22 protein-coding genes are annotated in these 20,778 nt (G+C 62.9%); 10 read left to right on the plus strand and 12 right to left on the minus strand.

Annotated elements, in window-relative coordinates; all coding sequences use genetic code 11:
• Positions 1-143: 143 nt before the first annotated feature.
• From NKH67_RS25875 to rpsF, 7 genes are all read right to left on the minus strand, one after another.
• Complete coding sequence (locus NKH67_RS25875) at positions 144-1,634, minus strand: replicative DNA helicase (protein ID WP_352471085.1); 1,491 nt, start codon at positions 1,632-1,634, stop codon at positions 144-146.
• A 206-nt stretch (positions 1,635-1,840) separates the two neighbouring features.
• A complete protein-coding gene (locus NKH67_RS25880) occupies positions 1,841-2,809 on the minus strand; it encodes a small ribosomal subunit Rsm22 family protein (protein WP_352501848.1) in 969 nt (322 codons plus the stop codon).
• A 3-nt stretch (positions 2,810-2,812) separates the two neighbouring features.
• Positions 2,813-3,136, minus strand: a complete 324-nt coding sequence (locus NKH67_RS25885) for a YnfA family protein (protein WP_352501849.1) — start codon at positions 3,134-3,136, stop codon at positions 2,813-2,815.
• A gap of 82 nt (positions 3,137-3,218) precedes the next feature.
• Positions 3,219-4,508: a cyclopropane fatty acid synthase gene (locus tag NKH67_RS25890; RefSeq protein WP_352471088.1), complete on the minus strand. Its 1,290-nt coding sequence runs from the start codon at positions 4,506-4,508 to the stop codon at positions 3,219-3,221.
• Between the two features lie 153 nt (positions 4,509-4,661).
• On the minus strand, positions 4,662-5,246 hold the full coding sequence (gene rplI / locus NKH67_RS25895; RefSeq protein WP_352501850.1) for a 50S ribosomal protein L9: 585 nt from the start codon (positions 5,244-5,246) through the stop codon (positions 4,662-4,664).
• A gap of 272 nt (positions 5,247-5,518) precedes the next feature.
• Positions 5,519-5,767 carry a 30S ribosomal protein S18 gene (gene rpsR, locus NKH67_RS25900; protein WP_006203718.1) on the minus strand — a complete coding sequence of 83 codons (249 nt, stop codon included), beginning with the start codon at positions 5,765-5,767 and terminating at the stop codon, positions 5,519-5,521.
• Positions 5,767-6,267, minus strand: coding sequence for a 30S ribosomal protein S6 (gene rpsF / locus NKH67_RS25905; RefSeq protein ID WP_292663863.1), 501 nt, complete (start codon positions 6,265-6,267; stop codon positions 5,767-5,769). The genes rpsR and rpsF overlap by 1 nt, the downstream gene beginning before the upstream one ends.
• A 454-nt stretch (positions 6,268-6,721) precedes the next feature.
• Between rpsF and NKH67_RS25910 the strand changes: the two genes are divergently transcribed.
• The gene (locus NKH67_RS25910) at positions 6,722-8,266 is read left to right on the plus strand and encodes a pilus assembly protein TadG-related protein (protein WP_353032020.1); all 1,545 of its coding nucleotides are present in this window, start codon (positions 6,722-6,724) and stop codon (positions 8,264-8,266) included.
• A gap of 31 nt (positions 8,267-8,297) precedes the next feature.
• Here NKH67_RS25910 and NKH67_RS25915 read toward each other — a convergent pair whose 3' ends face one another.
• On the minus strand, positions 8,298-10,223 hold the full coding sequence (locus tag NKH67_RS25915) for an LTA synthase family protein (RefSeq protein ID WP_352493155.1): 1,926 nt from the start codon (positions 10,221-10,223) through the stop codon (positions 8,298-8,300).
• 247 nt (positions 10,224-10,470) lie between these two features.
• Here NKH67_RS25915 and fabD point away from each other — a divergent pair, with 247 nt between their 5' ends.
• The 9 genes from fabD to gmk all read left to right on the plus strand — a co-directional run bounded on the left by fabD (position 10,471) and on the right by gmk (position 17,524).
• The gene (fabD, locus tag NKH67_RS25920) at positions 10,471-11,448 is read left to right on the plus strand and encodes an ACP S-malonyltransferase (RefSeq protein ID WP_352471091.1); all 978 of its coding nucleotides are present in this window, start codon (positions 10,471-10,473) and stop codon (positions 11,446-11,448) included.
• A gap of 52 nt (positions 11,449-11,500) precedes the next feature.
• Positions 11,501-11,722: a type II toxin-antitoxin system RelB family antitoxin gene (gene relB, locus NKH67_RS25925; protein ID WP_352467166.1), complete on the plus strand. Its 222-nt coding sequence runs from the start codon at positions 11,501-11,503 to the stop codon at positions 11,720-11,722.
• Positions 11,706-11,972: a type II toxin-antitoxin system RelE family toxin gene (locus NKH67_RS25930; protein ID WP_352471092.1), complete on the plus strand. Its 267-nt coding sequence runs from the start codon at positions 11,706-11,708 to the stop codon at positions 11,970-11,972. The genes relB and NKH67_RS25930 overlap by 17 nt, the downstream gene beginning before the upstream one ends.
• Before the next feature lie 54 nt (positions 11,973-12,026).
• Positions 12,027-12,764 carry a 3-oxoacyl-[acyl-carrier-protein] reductase gene (fabG, locus tag NKH67_RS25935; protein ID WP_352471093.1) on the plus strand — a complete coding sequence of 246 codons (738 nt, stop codon included), beginning with the start codon at positions 12,027-12,029 and terminating at the stop codon, positions 12,762-12,764.
• A 187-nt stretch (positions 12,765-12,951) separates the two neighbouring features.
• Positions 12,952-13,188, plus strand: a complete 237-nt coding sequence (locus NKH67_RS25940) for an acyl carrier protein (protein WP_006203723.1) — start codon at positions 12,952-12,954, stop codon at positions 13,186-13,188.
• A gap of 34 nt (positions 13,189-13,222) precedes the next feature.
• On the plus strand, positions 13,223-14,485 hold the full coding sequence (fabF, locus tag NKH67_RS25945; RefSeq protein ID WP_352454402.1) for a beta-ketoacyl-ACP synthase II: 1,263 nt from the start codon (positions 13,223-13,225) through the stop codon (positions 14,483-14,485).
• Positions 14,486-14,578: 93 nt separating this feature from the next.
• On the plus strand, positions 14,579-15,805 hold the full coding sequence (gene mltG / locus NKH67_RS25950) for an endolytic transglycosylase MltG (RefSeq protein WP_352471094.1): 1,227 nt from the start codon (positions 14,579-14,581) through the stop codon (positions 15,803-15,805).
• A gap of 138 nt (positions 15,806-15,943) precedes the next feature.
• Positions 15,944-16,834: a YicC/YloC family endoribonuclease gene (locus tag NKH67_RS25955; protein WP_352471095.1), complete on the plus strand. Its 891-nt coding sequence runs from the start codon at positions 15,944-15,946 to the stop codon at positions 16,832-16,834.
• Positions 16,835-16,867: 33 nt separating this feature from the next.
• Positions 16,868-17,524, plus strand: a complete 657-nt coding sequence (gene gmk, locus NKH67_RS25960) for a guanylate kinase (RefSeq protein WP_023677701.1) — start codon at positions 16,868-16,870, stop codon at positions 17,522-17,524.
• Here gmk and NKH67_RS25965 read toward each other — a convergent pair whose 3' ends face one another.
• The 4 genes from NKH67_RS25965 to NKH67_RS25980 form a co-directional block, all read right to left on the minus strand.
• A complete protein-coding gene (locus tag NKH67_RS25965; RefSeq protein WP_352501853.1) occupies positions 17,525-17,818 on the minus strand; it encodes a DUF1330 domain-containing protein in 294 nt (97 codons plus the stop codon).
• A 74-nt stretch (positions 17,819-17,892) separates the two neighbouring features.
• On the minus strand, positions 17,893-18,732 hold the full coding sequence (gene rsmA, locus NKH67_RS25970) for a 16S rRNA (adenine(1518)-N(6)/adenine(1519)-N(6))-dimethyltransferase RsmA (protein ID WP_352471097.1): 840 nt from the start codon (positions 18,730-18,732) through the stop codon (positions 17,893-17,895).
• Between the two features lie 67 nt (positions 18,733-18,799).
• Positions 18,800-19,819 carry a 4-hydroxythreonine-4-phosphate dehydrogenase PdxA gene (gene pdxA, locus NKH67_RS25975; RefSeq protein WP_352471098.1) on the minus strand — a complete coding sequence of 340 codons (1,020 nt, stop codon included), beginning with the start codon at positions 19,817-19,819 and terminating at the stop codon, positions 18,800-18,802.
• A gap of 12 nt (positions 19,820-19,831) precedes the next feature.
• Positions 19,832-20,758 carry a peptidylprolyl isomerase gene (locus NKH67_RS25980; protein ID WP_352453231.1) on the minus strand — a complete coding sequence of 309 codons (927 nt, stop codon included), beginning with the start codon at positions 20,756-20,758 and terminating at the stop codon, positions 19,832-19,834.
• Positions 20,759-20,778: the final 20 nt, after the last annotated feature.

Raw genomic sequence — 20,778 nt, forward strand, 5'->3', positions numbered from 1 at the left:
GACAGGTCGGCGGGACAGCGCCCCCCTCTGTCCTGCCGGACATCTCCAATCTCCCCCCTCGTGGGGGAGATGTCCGGCAGGACAGAGGGGGGCGTGAAGGAACGCCGTACTCCCGCATTCTTGTTGCGACATCTGCCAAACGCTTACTCAAACCTCTCCGCAATATGATGCTCTTCCGCAAGGTCCGAGAAGCGGGTGAACTCGCCCTGGAAGGCGAGGCTGACCGATCCCGTTGGGCCGTGGCGCTGTTTGGCGACGATGACCTCGGCCTTGCCGCGCATCTCGTTCATCTCGTGTTCCCATTTGATGTATTCGTCGGTGCCCGGCTTCGGCTCGCGGTTCTTCAGATAATATTCCTCGCGGTAGACGAACAGCACCACGTCGGCGTCCTGCTCGATGGAGCCCGATTCGCGCAGATCCGAAAGCTGCGGGCGCTTGTCGTCGCGGCTCTCGACCTGGCGCGACAGCTGCGACAGCGCGATGATCGGCACCGCCAGCTCCTTGGCTAGTGCCTTGAGGCCGGTGGTGATCTCGGTGATTTCCTGGACGCGGTTTTGCGAGGATTTCGCGCTCGATCCCTGCATCAGCTGGATATAGTCGATAACGATGACGTCGAGGCCGCGCTGGCGCTTCAGGCGACGCGCGCGGGCCGACAGCTGAGCGATGGAAATGCCGCCCGTCTGGTCGATGAACAGCGGGATTTTCTGCATTGTCTGCGAGCAGGCGACCAGCTTTTCGAAATCCATCTCGCTGATCTCGCCGCGCCGGATTTTCGACGACGGGATTTCCGTCTGTTCGGAAATAATGCGGGTGGCCAGCTGTTCGGATGACATTTCGAGCGAAAAGAAGCCGACGACGCCGCCATTGGCCGCCTTGAACGAGCCGTCCGCCTGCTGCGCCGGGACATAGGCCTCGGCGATGTTGAAGGCGATATTGGTGGCGAGCGAAGTCTTGCCCATGCCGGGGCGGCCGGCAATGATGATCAGGTCGGACGACTGCAGGCCGCCCATGCGGCGGTCGAGATCGCGCAAGCCGGTAGCAACGCCCGACAAATGCCCGTCGCGCATATAAGCCGCATTGGCCATGTCGACGGCGGTCTTGACGGCATCGGTGAAGCTCTCGAAGCCGCCATCGTAGCGGCCGGTTTCGGCCAATTCGAACAGGCGCCGCTCGGCATCCTCGATCTGGTCGGAGGGCGACATGTCGACCGGCGCGTCATAGGCGATGTTGACCATGTCCTCGCCGACAGTGATTAGCGCGCGCCGCGTCGCCAGATCGTAGATGGCGCGGCCATAGTCGGTGGCGTTGACGACGGTGACGGCCTCGACCGCCAACCGCACGACATATTGCGCCACCGTCATGTCGCCGACCTTCTCGTCGGCCGGCAGGAAGGTCTTCAGCGTGATCGGCGTCGCGATCTTGCCCATGCGGATGAGCTCGGCCGCGACCTCGAAGATCTTTCTATGCAGCGGCTCGTAGAAATGGCCGGGCTTCAGGAAGTCGGAGACGCGGTAGAAGGCATCGTTGTTGACCAGTATGGCGCCGAGCAGCGCCTGCTCGGCCTCGATATTGTTCGGCGCCTCGCGATAGAGCGGTGTTTCCGCCACGCCGAATTTTCGTGCTGCCTCTGCCATGATGTCCCCTGTCCTGATCCCCGTCTCTCGATATCAGAACGAGACAAGTCGGTGATGACTTATCTGCATCAGTCCCTAACCAACCAACTTTGATGCCCGCGATTCACAGCCAGGATCTTTCGGTGGAAAGAATCTCGATTGACTCGAATCAAGATGGCGAGCCTAGCCGTTCTCGGGCGAGAACAAAACAGGAAAATAGCTGCCGGTCATTCCGGCAAGGCATCACCCCAATCCAGTCGCCGCGCGGCCTTGAACGTCTCGCCGTCGCGCTTGGTGAACAGTCGCTCGGCAGCACCCCCATCCTGGTCGCAAAGCTTCAGCAAGACCTTGCCGGACCCCGACTTCGGCGGTGCGATCACTCGCGCTCGAGGCGGAGCGGCCGGATGGCGGGAGGCCGCGACAAAGATGAATTTCTCGTCCTCCCACGGCACCTCGGCATCCTTGGCCAGACGGTGTAGGCGCGAGCGGGCGACGCGGCGGGCGAAATGGCACCAGTCGGGGGCAACGAGCGGGCAGGGCGCCTCATGCGGGCAGGGCGCAAGCACGTGCGCGCCCGCCTCGATCAACTGCCGCCGCACGGCAAGAATACGCTGCCAGCCGGCCGGCGTGCCCGGCTCGACCACCAGCAGCGTGTCTGCGGTCAGCTGCCAGAGCCGGTCGATGAGTTTTGCCAGCGATGCCGGCGCGATCTCATCCAGCACATAGGCTGAAGTCACCAGCTCGGCCGGCTCCAGATCGACCAGGTCGATGGTGATGTCGCCGGTCCGCCAGGCGGTCCTGGCCGTGATCGCATCCGCGGCAAGTGCTTCGCCGACCCTTCGTACCGCGGCGCCGGCCTCGAGTAGCACCGCCTGTTCGAGATCCGGCCAGAGATTGATTGTGGCCCAAAGCACCGTGCCAGGGCCGGCGCCGACATCGAGCAGGGTTTTTGGGAAAAAATCCGGCCGTGCCTCGCTGACCGCATCGAGGCTGGCGCGGATGGCGGCATAGGTCGCCGGCAGCCGCGTTGCCAGATAGGCCTTCACCGCCATGTCTTCGGCCATGTGCAGGCGACCGTCGCGCAACTCGGCGCGGTAGCGGTCCGACAGCGTCTTTGCCGCTTGCTTAAGCATCGGCAACGGCACCTGTTCGAGAAGGCGCTCGACGCCTTGTCTAAGCGGGATGGGCAGTTCCATCGCTTAGGCAGTCCGAGGTACGAGCAGAATGACCGAGGCGCCAACGATGCAGATCGCGGCACCGGCAAGATCCCAGCGGTCGGGGTGCACGCCTTCCGCCAGCCACAACCAGGCCAGCGAGGCGGCAATGTAGATGCCGCCATAGGCGGCGTAGGCCCGGCCCGCCGCGCTGGTGTCGACCAGCGCCAGCAGCCACGCGAATAGCACGAGCGAGACGAGACCGGGCGCCAACCACAGCGGCGACTTGTCCAGCCGCCACCACGCCCAGAACGAAAAGCAGCCGGCGATCTCGGCAAGTGCGGCGGCGACGTAGAGGAGGTAGGTCATGAAAAAAGGTCCCGCGTTTGACGGGACCCTTTTCAGCGTGCCGGCCGGCAATGGCAAGTGGCGATGGCGTGATGCCGGCAGTCTACTCCGGATCCGCCACCTTGCGGCGGCGAGTGGGCTTGGCAACCGGAGCCTTTTCGCGACGTCCAAGATCGCGCATCTCTAGCGCCTTCTCGCAACTGGCCATGTAGTCGCGCGTCATCGGCAGCGTGTCGTTCTTCTTGGCAATCTGGATCTGGAAGATCACCAGATCCTGCCAGCGGAAGGCAGCTTCCGAGGCGGCAAGATAGAACTCCCACATGCGGCAGAAGCGCTCGTCATAAATCGCCCTGGCCTTGTCGCGGTTGGCCGCGAAGCGCTCGCCCCAATGCTTCAGCGTCTCGGCATAATGCAGCCGCAGAACCTCGATGTCGGTGACGACGAGCCCCGATTTTTCGATGGCCGGCATCACTTCGGATAGCGACGGGATGTAGCCGCCCGGGAAGATGTACTTGCGGATGAAGGCGCTGGTTGCCCACGGCACGCCGGAGCGGCCGATCGTGTGCAGCAGCATGACGCCGTCCGGCTTCAGGAGCGTCGCCGACTTGTCGAAGAAGGTGCGGAAATGATTGACCCCGACATGCTCGAACATGCCGACGGAGACGATGCGGTCGAAACGTTCATTGAGTTCGCGATAGTCCTTGATGTCGAAATGCACCCGGTTTTGCAGGCCTTGCGCATGGGCGCGGTCGGTGGCGACGCCGTGCTGCTCGGTCGACAGCGTCACGCCCTGTACGTCGACGTCGAACGCCTTGGCTAGATAGAGCCCAAGCCCACCCCAGCCGGAGCCGATATCAAGAACCGTCTGGCCGGCCTTCAGCCTGAGCTTGGCGGCGATATGGCGCTTCTTGGCCGCTTGGGCCTCGTCGAGCGTCATGTCCGGCTGCTCGAAATAGGCGCAGGAATATTGCATGTCCTCATCGAGGAAGAGGCGGTAGAGGTCGCCCGACAGATCGTAATGGCGCTGCACGTTGCGGCGCGCCCGCGACGCCGTATTGATCTGCTGCAGGCGCCGGAAGGCGTGGCGCAGACCTTCGATCGCCTTCGACCAGGTGGCATCGATACCGCCGCTGCCCATGTTCTGGAAGGCAATCCGCATCACCCCCAGCACGCCGCCCTCGAGAATGTCGAGTTCACCGTCCATGTAGGCTTCCGGCACCGCCAGCATCGGATCGAAGGTTATTGCGCGCTCGGCATGCCTTGTCTTGATGTGCATGTGCACCGGCTCGCCGCTGCCGTCACCGAAAGTCACCATCGAGCCTTGCGGCCCTGTCACCTTGAGATTGCCTGTGCGGACCAGGCGGTCGAGAACGCGTTTCAGCAGAATATTCATGACCAATTGTCCCCTCTCGGCCAGACATGCTGTCCTATTCTGCATCAAGATATAGGGGTTCGAAAAGTTCCATTTGGCATAAAAATGCCCGGGTACGAGGCCCGGGCATTGGGCCAGAATAGCGATTAGCCGGCGAATGCCGACGAATGACGATCAGCCGTTGTCTTCGCCGCCTTCGAACTCCGCATTCGGATCGAAGAAGTTTTCCGGCCGCGCATTATCGTTGATGTCCTCGCCGTAGATGGCTTCGGCGGTGGTCAGCGTTTCGCCCTTGGCCTGGCGCTCGGCTTCGTCGGCCGTGCGGGCAATGTTGAGCGTGATGGTAACCTCGACTTCCGGGTGCAGCGCGATCGCCACATTGGTGACGCCGATGGTCTTGATTGGCTGGTTGAGCAGGATCTGGTTGCGGTTGACCGAAAAACCTTCCGCCATCACCAGCTCGGCGATGTCGCGCGTCGAGACCGAACCATAAAGCTGACCGGTTTCGCCGGCCGAGCGCACGGCGATGAAGCTCTTGCCGTCGAGCTTTTCTGCAATCTGCGCGGCTTCGGACTTGCGCTCCAGGTTGCGGGCTTCAAGCTGGGCCCGCTGTCCCTCGAACTTCTTCTTGTTAGTTTCGTTGGCGCGCAGCGCCTTGCCTTGCGGCAGCAGGAAATTGCGGGCAAACCCGTCCTTGACCTTGACGGTATCGCCCATCTGGCCGAGGCGGGAAACGCGTTCGAGAAGAATGACTTCCATGGTTTTGTTCCTTCGCTTGGGCGCTGTCCTCAGGATCGGCGCCGAGTTGTCTGGAACAGGTCAGGAAGCTGGGGCGTCGTCGCCTGTGTCGCTGTCCTGCCTGTCGCGGCAGTTAGGATCTCTTGTTGAAATCCAACCCGGGATTTGGTGTTCGATCCGGCTACGCCCGTCGTGGCCGGTGAAAAGCGGGCGGCGAACCGCCCGCTGGCTAGACCATGATCCCGAAAAGTGGAAACCGGTTTTCGGATAAGATCATGGTCAACTAATCAGTGTTAGCGGACCACGTAGGGCAGCAGGCCGAGGAAGCGGGCGCGCTTGATCGCCTTGGCGAGCTCGCGCTGCTTCTTCTGGCTTACGGCGGTGATACGCGATGGAACGATCTTGCCGCGCTCGGAGATGTAGCGCTGCAGAAGCCGCACGTCCTTGTAGTCGATCTTCGGCGCATTGGCGCCGGAGAACGGGCAGGTCTTGCGGCGACGGTGGAAGGGGCGCCGGGTTGGGATCTGGTTGATGTCGACCATTATTCTGCGGCTCCTTCAAAGCCTTCGCGCGGACGGCGCGGGCCACGATCGGCACCGCCATCGCCGAAGCTGCGCGGCGGACGGTCACCACGGTCACCGCGATCGCGGTCGCCGAATGAGCGCGGGCCACGATCGCCACGGTCGCGGTCGCCGAAGCCGCCGCGTTCCGAGCGCTCTTCGCGCTTCTGCATCATTGCCGACGGACCTTCCTCATGCGCATCGACCTTGATGGTCAGGAAACGCAGCACGTCCTCGGACAGGCCCATCTGGCGCTCCATCTCGTTGAGCGCGGCCGGCGGGCAGGTGATGTCCATGAGTGTATAATATGCCTTCCGGTTCTTGTTGACCCGGTAGGTGAGGGACTTCAGTCCCCAGTTCTCGACCCGGCCGACGGACCCGCCATTCGCGGTGATGACGCCCTTGTACTGTTCGACAAGCGCATCGACCTGCTGCTGCGAGAGGTCCTGCCGAGCAAGAAACACATGTTCGTATAGAGCCATAGTGTTCGTGCCTTTCTTCGTTTCTCTCCCGGTTCCCGGCGGCAAAAGCCTCTGCAACTTCTCTGACCCGCAATCCTTGCGAAGGCGGGGAAGAAAGGAGCATGACGAGACGGTCGAGAGCGGAGACACGGGAGGCGGAAGCGCTTCTGGCTTCACGCGAAGGTTTCGAAAAACCTCCGGCCCTCCGTTCAGCCCCCAGCAAGGACCGGCAGATTGCGGGCGTCTATACAGGAATTTGACCGCAAAGCAAGGCCAAACGACGGAGCAAACGGCCCTACCGTCCCAGAGCGCCACGGGTCTCGACGGCAAGGCTTACGGATCTCCTGAAACCGGACCTTAACCACCATGCGAAGTTCCAGCACCGGCGGGCGTGGCGGCAACCCGTCGTTCATCATGCGGATGCAAAAGCAAACAGTCTGCGCGAGTTCGGCACCAAGGCGGTTTGGGGACAAAAATGCTTTTCGACAAATTCTGCCGTTCGAAGAGCGGCAACTTTGCCCTGATGCTGGCGTTCGGGCTGCCTGCGGTTCTGACCGCCGTCGCCTTTGCCGTGGACGTGTCCACCTTGATGAGGGCCAAGGTCAGCTTGCAGAATGCGCTCGATGCCGCGAACCTTGCATCTTCGCATCTCGGCGACATCGAGGCTTCGCGCAAGGACGTCTTCGACCGCTACTTCCAGACCAATGTCGCCGGCCACAGCGAGTTGAGGAACGCCGAAGCGACGCTTACCGTGGAAAGGGGCCTCAATTACATCCAGACCAAGGCTGTCGCCACGGCGGACGTCAATTTGAACTTCGCCTTCCTGTTCGGCAACGACAAGCGCATCACCGTCGATGCCGGCGCCGTCGAATCGACCAATCAGCTCGAAGTCGTGCTGGTGCTCGACAATACCGGGTCGATGGCCAGCAACGATCGCATCGGCGCATTGCGGACGGCGGCGACGGCCCTGATCGATATGCTCGAAGCGGCGAAGTCGCCGACGCGCAGCGTACGTGTCGCGGTGGTGCCGTTCGTCACCGCCGTCAACGTCAAGGGCGAGGACTACGATCCGGCCTGGATCGACATGGCCGGCAAATCGCCGAACAACGGCGCCAATTTCCCCTCGGTCGGCGGCAAGCGCGTCAACCATATGGATCTGTTCAAGCAATTGGGCGTCGAATGGAGAGGCTGCGTCGAAGCGCGGCCAGGAACCAACAATGTTTCCGACATTTCGCCCGACCAAAACAAACCGGACACCCTGTTCGTACCTTATTTCGCGCCGGACGATCCAGGTAACGCTAGAAATCCAAACAGCTCCTACGGCAATTCAGCGACCGGCTACAACAATTCCTATCTCGACGATACCGTCCTCACCCTGCTTCCCGGCCTCACCAGCGACATGGCGAAGTACAGTGTTTCGACGATGAAGCTGATCAACGACAAGAGAGGCCCACTGACTATCGGCCCAAACCGGGCCTGTCCGACGCCGATAGTGCCGCTGACCGATGATTTCGACAAATTGCGGAAGGCCGTCGGTGAGATGATCGAATGGAACGGCTCGGGGACCAATGTTTCGGAAGGCTTGTCATGGGGGATGCGGGTGCTCTCGCCGGCACCGCCTTACAGCGACGGCGCGCCGTTCAGGGCGTCAGGCACGACCAAAACGGTGCTGCTGCTCACCGACGGCGAGAATGTTGTCTATGGCGCGAAGGATACGCCACAGAAGTCGGACTATGGCTCCTACGGATTCCTGGCCTCGGGTCGGTTTGGATCCAGCGACCAGACCGCGGCTGCGCGCAATGTCGACGATTGGACAACCAATGTATGCAACACATTGAAGAAGCAGGACGTGCAGATCTTCACAGTGCTGCTGCAGGCCGACACCGCAGCCAACCGCAAGCTCTACGAGGCCTGCGCATCGTCGCCGTCGGATTATTACCCGACCAACGACGTCAGTCAGCTCGAAAGCGTCTTCCTGAAAATCGGAAGCTCGATTTCGCAGCTGCACTTGACGAACTGAACGACGTCGGCCGCTCTCCCGCCGCCGCTGCTCAACTCGTGTGTGCAGCCACTTTGCCTGTGGTTTCAGGGAAGAAATCGGGCGCCGCATGGCGCTTGCCGAACATCATGTCGTATTGCAGCAGACGGAAGTCGCGGATTGCCGGATCGATCTCTTTCTGACGCGACCAATCGGGGGTGGCGTCGCCCCCCGGTGCCAAAAGCAAATTGCGGTCGATAACGCGGTAGCGCTCTCGCAACTGTCCGAGGAAGCCGGTGTAATAGGGATGGCTGATGCCGGCTGTCTTCAGGATATGGTAGGGCAGGAAGGACGGGCTGACGGCGCCCAGATCCTCGGCCGGGCCGCTGCGATTCGACCAGACGATCAGCGGCGTCTGGTGGTGCAGCAGCATCTGGTCGGCCGCCTCCTTGCGCGGCGCAACATTGTCCTTCAGGAAGCCGGTCTCGACGTAGACCGGCCCAAGCGGCGGCAGATGGTCGCCGAAGAACGCGATGACGGTCGGCCTCTCGCGTTTCTTCGCCCATTCGATCAGCCGCTCGAGGCCGCGGTCCGCGTCGGAAGAGCCTTCGGCATAGCTCAACAGCGATTCACGCGCCCATTGGCTGATCGGCGCCTGCACCTTGTGGGTCGGATTGTTATAGCGATACGGCTCATACGGCCCGTGGTTCTGCAGGCTGACGGCGAAAAAGAACACCGGCTCGGCGCTGGTATCGGCTTCGTGGATGATCTCGTCGGTCATCGCAGCGTCCGACGCGAGCGGTCCGCGCTTCTGCATGGGCGGCAACGTCTCCTCGGACTTGAAGTCGTTGAAGCCGAAATCGGCATAGACGGCCCCCCGGTTCCAGAACCAGTTAGTGCCGGGATGGATGGCGCGCGCCCGGTAGCCCTGACTTTTCAGGAAGGTCGCCAGCGAGGGAGTCGGTGTCCGCACATATTGCTGGTAGGGAATGCTGCCCGCCGGCAGGAAGGCGTTGGAAAAGCCGGTCAGGGCCTCGAACTCGATGTTGGCCGTCATGCCGCCGAACTCGGGCGAGAACATGTAACCCGTGCGCAGTGCCCGCACATTGGGGATAGGGTCGGGTGTGATGGTGACGCCGGGTAGCTTGGTCGGATCCCAGAAGGATTCGCTCATGACGACGATGATGTCGGGCTTCTCGGCAGGTACCGAGGCGGTCACCTGCGGTTTGCCGATCGCTTCGATCGCCTTGTCGGAATAGCCGGGCGGCGCCGAGACATGCGCCATCGGAACGTTAAGCGCGAAGGCGAGCGCAAAACCGTTCGAGGCATAGTTTTCCTTCTGGTCCCACATGATCGGGATGATCTGCAGCCGGTCGCGCGTCCACGAGAAAGTGGCATAGTCCATGATGGAAACGAAGAAGGCGATCAGCGGTACTGTCAGCGTCAGCCGGGCAAGGCGGCCCTTGTGGCTGAGCGCCGGAACGCGGCGGCGCCATAGCCGCCAGCCATAGACGAGCAGCGACAGCCCGCCGACGATGCCGATCGCCAGGGCAATGGCGGTTCCCGGGCGATCGCGTACCAGAAGCGGCATCAGTGCCACGATCTGCCGGGAATAAAGGAAATCGGTCGGATAGAGCGGATCGCCGAGATACAGCGACTTCTGGTGGCCGACGAACGCCAGCGACAATGTCAGCGGCGCGACGATCATCAGGCTCTGATGACTGCGGCCGAGCACGGCGTCGAGGCCGATGAGGATCAGCGCAAAAATGATGATCGTGGTCCAGCCGGGTTTGAAAGGCTGCAGAAAGAAATCAATGGTGCCGGCAAAGTTGCCGCGCACGATCAGTTCGATGGCAAACACAAGGATGGCCGCAGCCAGCAAGCTGATAAGGCCATAGCGGATGACAGGCCATTTGCGCGCCGGCAGATAGCCGGTCGACGGATCGCCTTCAAGAAACTGGGGCGCCGCCTCGGCTGCGCTCTGCTTGGTCTTTGCCACTTCAATAGTTCCCCGGCCCGCAACAAAAGCGTCACTCGATTGTCATCGAACTGTCACGCAAAGCCTAGCGCCTGTGGCGGAAATAAGAAGAGCCAGCAAACAAATCGTGAGCGGTTTTCATCATGAGTGATCGCCAAAAAGCCTGCCGAAACAGGCACTCGGCCGATATTACGCGATCAAGGTTGGACTTGACTTGGCCGCACGCCTTGCGTCACAGGCAACGTGAACCAGCAGCTGGGAGCCGCCGATGGCCATCGCATTCACCTTTCCGGGGCAGGGCAGCCAGGCTGTCGGCATGGGCAAGGACCTCGCCGATACCTTTGTGGAATCGCGGCGGATCTTCGAGGAAGTTGACGACGCGCTCGGCGAAAACCTATCGAAGCTGATCTGGGAAGGCCCGGAAGAGACGCTGACGCTGACCGCCAACGCCCAGCCGGCGCTGATGGCGGTGTCGCTTGCCGCAATCCGGGCGCTGGAGGCGCGCGGCTTCTCCCTGAACGGCAAGGTCACCTATGTCGCCGGCCACTCGCTCGGCGAATATTCGGCACTTGCGGCCGCAGGTTTCGTTTCGGTCGCCGACGCCGCCCGGCTGTTGCGCATCCGCGGCAATGCCATGCAGGCGGCTGTGCCGGCCGGCGAGGGCGCCATGGCGGCGATCATCGGGCTGGAACAGGCCGACGTCGAAGCTGCTTGCGCAGAGGCCGCCCAGGGCGCCGCCAAAGATCCCGCACAAGCCTTGGTTTGCCAGATCGCCAATGACAATGGCGGCGGCCAGCTGGTGATCTCCGGCGCCAGGCCAGCGGTCGAACTGGCGGCGAGGCTATGCACGGAGAAGGGCGCCAAGCGGGCGCTGATGCTGCAGGTCTCGGCGCCCTTCCATTCGGCATTGATGAAGCCTGCGGCCGAGATCATGCGGGAGGCGCTGGCCGCCGTGACGAAGAGTGCGCCGGTCGTGCCGCTGGTCTCCAATGTTACGGTGACCCCGACGAGCGATCCCGACGAGATCGCCCGCCGACTCGTCGAACAGGTGATCGGGCGCGTGCGCTGGCGCGAAACGGTGGAGTGGTTCGGCAGCAACGGCGTTGTGACGCTTTACGAAGTGGGCGCCGGCAAGGTGCTGTCGGGGCTGGCCCGCCGCATCAACCGCGACATTGCCACCAGCAGCATCGGATCGGCGGCGGAGGTCGAGACGGCACTTGCCGCCTTGGGTGACCACGTAGCTTGAATTCATCAGTGCTTGCCGCTATATGAATACATGTATCGCAACAAGGTGCGGCATGCCCACATCGATCCGCCTTTCTCCTGAAGTCGAGCAGCGCCTGGATTTTCTCGCGGCCAAGACTGGTCGCAGCAAGGCCTACTATCTGCGCGAGCTCATTGAACGTGGTCTGGAGGACTTGGAGGATTACTACCTGGCTGCCGAAGTCGTTGAGCGGATCAGGCGTGGTGAAGAAGACGTCATGAGAGCCGAGGACTTCTGGCGTGGCCTGGACGCTTGAATACGCCCACTCGGCGCGAAAATTTGTCGAAAAACTGGATCCGCAGACACGTCACCGTATCCGTGATTTTATTGAAAACCGCATTGCCGTTCTCGACAACCCGCGTGAACTCGGCAAACCGCTGAAGGGCCCGCTCGCAACCTTTTGGAGATATCGCGTCGGGGATTATCGCATCATTTGCGATGTGCAGGATAACCGGCTCGTCATTCTGGTGGTAACCATAGGCCACCGCGGCAACGTTTACAGATAGCCGAACTCACCGGCCCGTATGATTGGCCAGTACGATTTGGGAAGAGGATAAAGCATGTTCGAATTGACCGGCCGCAAGGCGCTCGTCACCGGCGCATCGGGAGGTATAGGCGAGGCGATCGCCCGCGTGCTGCACGGCCAGGGCGCCATCGTCGGCCTGCATGGCACACGTATCGAGAAATTGGAGGCGCTGGCCGCCGAACTGGGCGACCGGGTCAAGCTTTTCCCGGCCAATCTTTCCAACCGCGACGACGTCAAGGCGCTCGGCCAGAAGGCGGAAGCTGACCTCGAAGGCGTCGACATCCTCGTCAACAATGCCGGCATCACCAAGGACGGGTTGTTCGTGCGCATGGCTGACGCCGACTGGGATAGCGTGCTCGAGGTCAACCTGACCGCCGTGTTCCGGCTGACCCGCGAGCTTACCCATCCGATGATGCGGCGCCGCCATGGCCGCATCATCAACATCACTTCAGTGGTTGGCGTCATGGGTAATCCCGGCCAGACCAACTATTGCGCCTCCAAAGCCGGTATGATCGGCTTTTCCAAATCGCTGGCGCAGGAGATCGCCACCCGCAATATCACCGTCAACTGCGTCGCCCCGGGCTTCATCGAATCGGCGATGACCGCCAAGCTCAACGACAAACAGAAAGAGGCGATCATGGCGGCGATCCCGACCCGGCGCATGGGCACGGGCGCCGAAGTCGCCTCAGCCGTCGCCTACCTCGCTTCCAACGAGGCAGCCTACGTCACCGGCCAGACCATTCATGTGAATGGCGGCATGGCAATGATCTAACACTTGGGAAAACGCTTCATTCCGTCTTGGATGCACGGGATTTTTCGTGTAATGCCGCCCGCAACCCGGCGGTTCGGGCAAAAACCGGTCCTGTTCCGCTGCGTTTCCGGCAGGACCATCTTTCAGCTTGATTAGCGGCATTCTGCCCGCTAACGAAGACAGACAACCAAAAGACGAGGATGCCCAAATGAGTGACACCGCAGAGCGCGTCAAGAAGATCGTCATCGAGCACCTTGGCGTCGATGCCGACAAGGTGACGGAGCAGGCGAGCTTCATCGATGATCTGGGCGCGGACAGCCTCGACACGGTCGAACTTGTCATGGCGTTCGAAGAAGAGTTCGGTGTCGAAATCCCGGACGACGCCGCCGAGACCATCCTGACTGTTGGCGATGCGGTGAAATACATCGACAAGGCCTCCGCCTGACGCTATTTGCAGTCATCACCGGGGAGGACCTGCGATGAGGCGTGTCGTCGTCACGGGCCTTGGGCTGCTTTCGCCGTTCGGCATGGGCTTCGAGCACAGCTGGAAGGAGCTTCTGACCGGCCGCAGCGCAGCCAAGCGCATCACCGAATTCGAGGTGGAAGATCTTGCCTGCAAGGTCGCCCACGTCATTCCGCGCGGTGACGGCTCCAATGCCACTTTCAATCCTGAAGCCGTTCTCGAGCCGAAGGAACTGCGCAAGATCGGCGACTTCATTCTGTACGGGATCGCGGCCGCCGACGAGGCACTCAAGGATTCCGGCTGGCAGCCGAAGACGCATGAGGAACAGTGCGCCACCGGCGTGCTGATCGGTTCGGGCATCGGCGGCATCGAAGGCATCGCCGAGAATGCGATGATCCTCAAGGAACGCGGTCCGCGCCGCATCAGCCCATTCTTCATCCCTGGCCAGATCATCAACCTCGTCTCCGGTCAGGTCTCGATCCGGCATGGGCTGAAAGGCCCCAACCATGCCGTCGTCACCGCTTGCTCGACCGGTGCGCACGCCATCGGCGATGCCGCCCGGCTGATCATCTGGGGCGATGCCGACGTTATGGTCGCAGGCGGCGCCGAAGCGCCGGTGACGAGACTGTCGGTCGCCGGGTTCGCCGCTTGCCGCGCGCTCTCCACCGAGCGCAACGATGCGCCACAAACGGCCTCACGCCCCTATGATCGCGATCGCGACGGCTTCGTCATGGGCGAGGGCGCCGGTGTTGTCGTGCTCGAGGAGCTCGAACACGCCAAGGCCCGCGGCGCCAAGATCTATGCCGAGGTCACCGGCTACGGTCTGACCGGCGACGCCTATCACATCACCGCGCCTGCCGAGGACGGCGACGGCGCTTTCCGTTGCATGACCGCGGCGCTGAACCGGGCGAAGCTGACGCCGGCCGATGTCGACTACATCAACGCGCACGGCACCTCGACCATGGCCGATACGATCGAACTCGGCGCCGTCGAGCGGCTGGTCGGCAACGCCGCCTCGAAGATATCGATGTCGTCGACCAAATCGTCGATTGGCCACCTGCTGGGCGCGGCTGGTGCTGCCGAGGCGATCTTTTCGATCCTCGCCATTCGCGACAACATCGCGCCGCCGACCATCAATCTTGACAATCCGGAGCGCGAAACGGCGATCGACCTGGTGCCGCACAAGCCGCGGGCCCGGCAGATAGACGTGGCGCTGTCCAACTCCTTCGGCTTCGGTGGCACCAACGCCTCGCTCGTCTTCCAGCGCTACAATGGCTGACCGCTCTGCCGGTTTCCGTCTGCCGTCAATTTTGCCATATTCGCCCCTACTCTGCCCGAGGGGATTCGTCGCAAGATCAAATGGTAGGGCGCTATGAACACAAATCCGGCCGATAACGGGGAATTCGGGCAACGGCCAGCAACGCCCACGCCCGGCCCGATCGTGCCGAAGACGGCCAGCGAGGCGTTGCGGCCCGAGGCCGGCACGCCGCCGCCGAAGCGCTCGCGTGCCTCGCGCAGCCAGTTCGTCGTGTTCATGAACTTCGTCATCTCTTCGGTGATGCTGATGGTGCTGGCGGCAGGCGTTGCGCTGTATTTCGGCAAGCAGGAGTTCAACGAGCCCGGCCCGTCGGCCAATGGCGACACTTTCCTGGTCAAGCCGAATAGCGGCGTCCAGGAGATCGCCGACCAGCTTGAGCGGCGAGGGCTGATCAGCGACGCCCGCATTTTCCGCCTTGGCGTGCGCGCCTTCGGCAATGATTCCGCCCTGAAGGCCGGCGAATACGAGATCAAGCCGCAGGCGTCGATGCACGATATCATGGAACTGCTGAAGAGCGGCAAGTCGGTGATGTATTCGCTGACCATCCCCGAGGGGCTGACGGTCGAGCAGGCGCTGCAACGGATCGCCGAGCAGGACGCGCTGACCGGCGATATGCCGTCGACCACTCCACCTGAGGGCAGCCTCGCCACCGACACGCTGCGTTTCACCCGCGGCGCAACACGCCAGCAGATGGTCGACAAGCTTCTGGCCGACCAGAAGAAGCTGGTCGACGAGGTCTGGCAACGCCGAGCGCCGGATCTGCCGATCGCCAACGTTGAGGATTTTGTCACCCTGGCCTCTATCGTCGAGAAGGAGACCGGCAAGGGCGATGAACGCTCGCGCGTAGCCGCCGTCTTCCTCAACCGGCTGGCCAAGGGTATGCGGCTGCAGTCGGACCCGACCATCATCTACGGCCTGTTCGGCGGCAAAGGCAAACCCATCGACCGCCCGATCTATCAGTCGGACATCCAGAAGCCGACGCCCTACAACACCTATCTGATCAACGGGTTACCGCCGACGCCGATCGCCAATCCCGGCCGTGCGGCGCTGGAGGCTGTCGCCAATCCGTCGAAGACCAGCGATCTCTACTTCGTCGCCGACGGCAGCGGCGGGCACGTCTTTGCCTCGACGCTCGATGAGCATAACGAGAATGTCGCTCGCTACCGGGCACTGCTGAAAAAGCAGGCGCAGGACGCCGCCAAGGCGGGAGCAACCAATACCGGAGCCGACACGCCGGCGGGAGCCATCGTTGACGATGCAGGCCCCACCGCCGCCCAGTAGGGCCGGACGCCATCAGTTTGGCCCTGTGCATATCCGGGTGGATGTGCAAGGGCTGCCATGGCATTGAAATTCACATGGTCCTGTCCGGAGAAAATCGCTCCGGCTTGAGGGGCATTCGGCAAAGGGACGCACGGCTACATGAACTTGCAGAGCATGACCGGTTTTGCGCGCAGTGTCGCCGAACACGACGGCACTTCGATTGCCTGGGAAGCCAAGTCCGTCAACGGCAAAAGCGTCGAGGTCAGGCTGCGGCTGCCGCAAGGTTTCGACCGGTTGGAGCCGGCCGTCCGGCAGACGGTGCAGAAGCGTTTTGCGCGCGGCAATTTCCAGATGACGCTGACCATTGGCCGCGCCGCCGGCGCGCAAGCGCAACCCGTGGTCAACGAGGCTTTCCTGAAGGATCTGGCGGGCTTGGCCAAGCGGCTGCAGGAGCAGTTCGGAGTAGCCCCTGCGGCGGCCGACGGCCTGCTTGCGCTGCGCGGCGTTCTCGACATTCCCGAAACCATCGAAACCGAAGAGGCGCGCAGTGCGCTCGATACCGCAATACTGTCGGCGCTGGAAGCAGCACTGAACGGGCTGCACCAGGCGCGCCAGGGCGAAGGTGCGGCACTTCGTTCCCTGCTGTCCGGCCATATCGATGCCATCGAGGCGCTGACGCTGCGGGCCGAGGCCGATCCATCACGCGAACCGGCCACGATCCGCGAAAGGCTCGCCGAGCAGATCCGCCTGTTGATGGACGCGTCTGCCAACCTGGACGCCAGCCGGCTGCATATGGAAGCGGCGTTCCTGGCCACCAAGGCCGACATACGCGAGGAGATCGACCGGCTGAAGACACATGTGGCGTCAGGCCGGGCGCTGCTCGGCGGCGGCGGCGCCATCGGCCGCAAGCTCGATTTCCTGGCACAGGAATTCAACCGCGAATCGAATACGCTGTGTTCCAAGTCGAATGCTGCCGCGGTCACCGCCATCGGGCTGGAACTGAAGGCGGTCGTCGACCAGTTTCGCGAACAGGTCCAGAATCTGGAATGATCCCGATGCCAAGCCACATGACTGCCAAGCCCCATGACCGCTAGGGATGTGGGTTCCCGCATTCGGCGCCGCGGGCTGATGCTGGTCTTGTCGTCGCCGTCAGGCGCCGGCAAGTCGACGATTGCGCGCAATCTGCTGGAGAGCGATTCCAGCCTGGAATTGTCGGTCTCGGTCACCACGCGGCCACGCCGCGGCAGCGAGATCGAGGGCGTCCATTACCACTTCCGTACCATGCGCGAGTTCGAGCGGCTGCGCGATTCCGATGCGCTGCTCGAATGGGCGGAGGTGCACGGCAATTGCTACGCGACGCCGCGCGAGCCGGCTGAACAGGCGCTGGCCGAAGGCCGCGACATGCTGTTCGACATCGACTGGCAAGGCGCTCAGCAGCTCAAGGAGAAGATGCGCGCCGACATCGTCTCGATATTCATCCTGCCGCCATCGATGAAGGAATTGAAGGCGCGGCTGAAGCGTCGCGCCGAGGACCAGGAAGCGGTGATCGAGACGCGGCTCAAGAACGCCCGCAACGAGATCGAGCACTGGAAGGAATATGATTTCGTCATCGTCAACGACGATCTCGACCGCGCTTTCGCCGAGGTGCGCGGCATCGTCACCGCCGAACGGCTCAGACGCGATCGCCGGCCCGGCCTGTTCGATTTCGTCTCGGGGCTGCTTGACGAGAAGACGGATTGATCAACGCGCTATCCCCTCGACCAGCATCAGATTGCGGCTGAGCGCGGCGTCGCGCAGCTCCAATGCAGCGGCGTATTCGGCCGAGCGATACCAGCGCCGCGCCGTGTCCATGTCGGGGAATTCGACGATGATCAGCGGCCCGGGAGACCAGTCGCCTTCCAACATTTCCACCTTGCCACCGCGTACCAGATAGCGCCCGCCGTGCTGGGCGATGGAGGCAGCCGCGCGGATGCGATAAGCTTCGATCGCCTCTGCGTCGCGGATCGTGACGTCGGAAATGACATAGGCGGCCATTGCTTGTCTCCGGGCAGGTTTGTCCGGCTATCTATGCCGTGAGAGCGGAAATTCCACGCAGACGCGTCCCGGCATCACACCGCGTTGGTCAGGCGAACGAACTCCTCGACGCTCAGCGTCTCGGCGCGCCTGGTCGGATCGATGCCGGCACGGGCAAGCAGCGCCTCGCCGCCGAGGCTTTTCACGCTCTGCCGCAGCATTTTCCGGCGCTGGCCAAACGCCGCTTCGGTGACGCGGCTGAGCCGTTTCACCTCTGCCGGCAAGGGGCTGGCGCGCGGCACCAGATGCACGACCGAGGACGTCACCTTGGGTGGCGGCGTGAACGCCTGCGGCGGCACGTCGAAGGCAATCCTCGCCTCCGTCCGCCAGCCTGCCAGCACGCCGAGCCGACCATAGGCATCGCTGCCGGGGCTGGCTGCAATGCGTTCGGCGACCTCGCGCTGGAACATCAGTGTCATCGATGTGTAGAAGGGCGGCCACTCGGTAACGGTCAGCCAGCGGATCAGCAATTCGGTGCCGATATTGTAGGGCAAGTTGGCAACGATTTTCGCCGGCCCGCCGCCTCCCGGCACTCCTTTTGCAAGCGCTGCAAAATCAGCTTTCAGCGCATCGCCGGCTACGATCTCTAGCCGGCCCGGATAGTGGTTCGCGATCTCGGCCAAGGCCGCCAGGCAGCGCTCATCGCGCTCGATGGCGACGACCCGCCGGGCGCCGTTGAGGAGCAGGGCCCGGGTCAGCCCGCCCGGACCGGGACCGACCTCGATAACCGTAACGTCGCTCAGGTCGCCGGCGGTTCGCGCAATCTTGCTTGTCAGGTTAAGGTCGAGCAGAAAATTCTGGCCCAGCGCCTTTTTCGCCTGCAGCCCATGGCGCTCGATCACCTCGCGCAGTGGCGGCAGGCCGTCTATGCTCATCGGGCTGGGCTCATCAGGCGGGCTCATCGGGTTAAGGCCATCGAATATGGCTGATTGGGCTCAGGGCCTACGGCCTTTTCCCGGTATCGGCAAGAACGCGAGCGAGTTTCAGCGCTGCAATCAGGCTGCCGGCACGGGCGATGCCCTTGCCGGCGATGTCGAAGGCGGTGCCGTGGTCGGGCGAGGTGCGGACGAAGGGCAGGCCGAGTGTGACGTTGACCGCCTCGTCAAACGCCAGCGCCTTGGCCGGGATCAGCGCCTGGTCGTGATACATACAGAGCGCCACGTCGTAGCCGGCGCGGGCGCGAGCATGAAACAGCGTGTCGGCCGGCAACGGCCCGAAGGCGTCGATCCCTTCCTGCCTCAGCCGGTCGACCGCCGGGCGCACGATCCGCTCGTCTTCGGTGCCCATGGTGCCGCCTTCGCCGGCATGCGGGTTGAGGCCGGCAATGGCGAGCCGCGGCTTGGCAATTCCGAAGCGGTTCGCAAGGTCGGCGGCGGTGATGCGGCCGGTGGCGACGATAAGGTCCGTGGTCAGCGCTTTCGGCACCTCGGCCAGCGCGATGTGGATGGTGACCGGCACGGTGCGCAGGTCCGGTCCGGCAAGCAGCATCACCGGTATCACTTCGGTGCCGGTGTGAAGCGATGCCAGATGCGCCAGATATTCGGTGTGGCCGGGAAAGCGAAAGCCGGCGTCGTAGAGCGGCTTCTTGGCAATGGGGCAGGTGACGACTGCGGCGGCGCGGCCGGCCAGGCAGTCGGCAACGGCGCGGTCGATCGCCTCGATGATGCCGGCGGCGTTGGCTGGATCCGGGCGGCCGGGACTGTCGACGAAACGGGCAGCAAGCGCCACCACCGGCAGCGCGCGCGAAAACACCCCCGGCGCTAACGCCGGCGTCGTCTCGGCAATCGCGATATCGGTGCCGAGCCTGTGCGCTCGCGCGGCAATCAGTGCCGGATCGGCAAGGAGATAAAATGACGGAACGCCAGCGCTTTCGCGGGCCTGCCAAGCAGCGATGGCGATGTCCGGCCCCACGCCGGACGGATCGCCGACGCTCAACGCCAGCGGAAGCTCTGCGTCAGCCACGGCGCGTCGACTTCAGCGCTCGATTATGCGGGCTTTCTTCCGCAACTCCTCGACATATTTCTTCGAGAGTTCGTCGGCGTTCTTGTCGCTCGAACCTTCACTCTGGAACACCATCTGCGCGGCTTTGTCGTCTGACACTTCGCGCGACGAGCAGATGCCGATGAATTCGACACCGCGGTCGGTTTCGCGCGTCGTGGTGGCGCCGCCGACCTTTGTAGCCTTTATCTGCTCGGCCCAGTCCGCCGGCAATTGCGGCGCCAGCACCCGGCCGAGATCGCGAACGGTGACATCGATCAGGCCCTTGGCGAATTCGCGCGTGGTGTTGCAGCCGTTGAAGCGGGCGCGCATAGCGTCGGCTTCGCGTTTGCGCTTGGCCAGCGTCGCGCTGCGCTCGGCCGCCGGCACCACGAAGATGACCTGCTGCAGCATGTACTCTGTGGCGCTCGGTTTGCTGCCGCCTTTTTCGAGCATGCGCTTGACGAGGTCCTGCTCGCTCATGGCGCCGCCGCCGTCGCTAGAACGGTGACGCGCCGTCAGCGCCTGGTTCCAGGCCATCTGCGCCCGGATAAAGTCCTTGAAATGCTCCTTGGTGACGCCGGATTGCGCCATCGCGCCGTCAAGCTGCTTGAGCGGCATCTTGTTGCTGGTGGCGAAACGCTGATAAGCGGCATCGACCTGCTCGTCGCTGATGCGGATGCCGAGCCGCCGGGCTTCGGCCAGGCGCAGCGTCTGGTCGATCATTTCCTGGCCGGCATCGCCCTTTCTGTGCTGCAGGCGCAGGAAAGCGGCCCGATGCTGGATGTCGCCGGTGGTGATCGGTATATTGTTGACGACGTATTTGATCTCGGTGGCGAAAACTGGCCGTGTCACCGCGGTGGTCGAGAACGCCACCAGCAGCGCGAACCCTGCCGAAAAGAGGTATTTCCTCATCGAAAGCATCCCAATTCCATCCCGATTCA

This window comes from Mesorhizobium sp. M0968, from assembly GCF_040319065.1.
GTDB lineage: Bacteria > Pseudomonadota > Alphaproteobacteria > Rhizobiales > Rhizobiaceae > Mesorhizobium.

Bases quoted from the DNA above. Each gene is read 5' to 3' on its own strand.
- fabF (WP_352454402.1), top strand. From the start codon at position 13,223: ATGAGGCGTGTCGTCGTCACGGGCCTTGGGCTGCTTTCGCCGTTCGGC.
- mltG (WP_352471094.1), top strand. From the start codon at position 14,579: ATGAACACAAATCCGGCCGATAACGGGGAATTCGGGCAACGGCCAGCA.
- NKH67_RS25940 (WP_006203723.1), top strand. From the start codon at position 12,952: ATGAGTGACACCGCAGAGCGCGTCAAGAAGATCGTCATCGAGCACCTT.
- NKH67_RS25890 (WP_352471088.1), bottom strand. From the start codon at position 4,508: ATGAATATTCTGCTGAAACGCGTTCTCGACCGCCTGGTCCGCACAGGC.
- NKH67_RS25910 (WP_353032020.1), top strand. From the start codon at position 6,722: ATGCTTTTCGACAAATTCTGCCGTTCGAAGAGCGGCAACTTTGCCCTG.
- fabD (WP_352471091.1), top strand. From the start codon at position 10,471: ATGGCCATCGCATTCACCTTTCCGGGGCAGGGCAGCCAGGCTGTCGGC.
- gmk (WP_023677701.1), top strand. From the start codon at position 16,868: ATGACCGCTAGGGATGTGGGTTCCCGCATTCGGCGCCGCGGGCTGATG.
- relB (WP_352467166.1), top strand. From the start codon at position 11,501: ATGCCCACATCGATCCGCCTTTCTCCTGAAGTCGAGCAGCGCCTGGAT.
- rplI (WP_352501850.1), bottom strand. From the start codon at position 5,246: ATGGAAGTCATTCTTCTCGAACGCGTTTCCCGCCTCGGCCAGATGGGC.
- NKH67_RS25880 (WP_352501848.1), bottom strand. From the start codon at position 2,809: ATGGAACTGCCCATCCCGCTTAGACAAGGCGTCGAGCGCCTTCTCGAA.
- rpsR (WP_006203718.1), bottom strand. From the start codon at position 5,767: ATGGTCGACATCAACCAGATCCCAACCCGGCGCCCCTTCCACCGTCGC.
- NKH67_RS25965 (WP_352501853.1), bottom strand. From the start codon at position 17,818: ATGGCCGCCTATGTCATTTCCGACGTCACGATCCGCGACGCAGAGGCG.
- NKH67_RS25875 (WP_352471085.1), bottom strand. From the start codon at position 1,634: ATGGCAGAGGCAGCACGAAAATTCGGCGTGGCGGAAACACCGCTCTAT.
- NKH67_RS25980 (WP_352453231.1), bottom strand. From the start codon at position 20,758: ATGCTTTCGATGAGGAAATACCTCTTTTCGGCAGGGTTCGCGCTGCTG.
- NKH67_RS25955 (WP_352471095.1), top strand. From the start codon at position 15,944: ATGAACTTGCAGAGCATGACCGGTTTTGCGCGCAGTGTCGCCGAACAC.
- fabG (WP_352471093.1), top strand. From the start codon at position 12,027: ATGTTCGAATTGACCGGCCGCAAGGCGCTCGTCACCGGCGCATCGGGA.
- rsmA (WP_352471097.1), bottom strand. From the start codon at position 18,732: ATGAGCATAGACGGCCTGCCGCCACTGCGCGAGGTGATCGAGCGCCAT.
- rpsF (WP_292663863.1), bottom strand. From the start codon at position 6,267: ATGGCTCTATACGAACATGTGTTTCTTGCTCGGCAGGACCTCTCGCAG.
- NKH67_RS25885 (WP_352501849.1), bottom strand. From the start codon at position 3,136: ATGACCTACCTCCTCTACGTCGCCGCCGCACTTGCCGAGATCGCCGGC.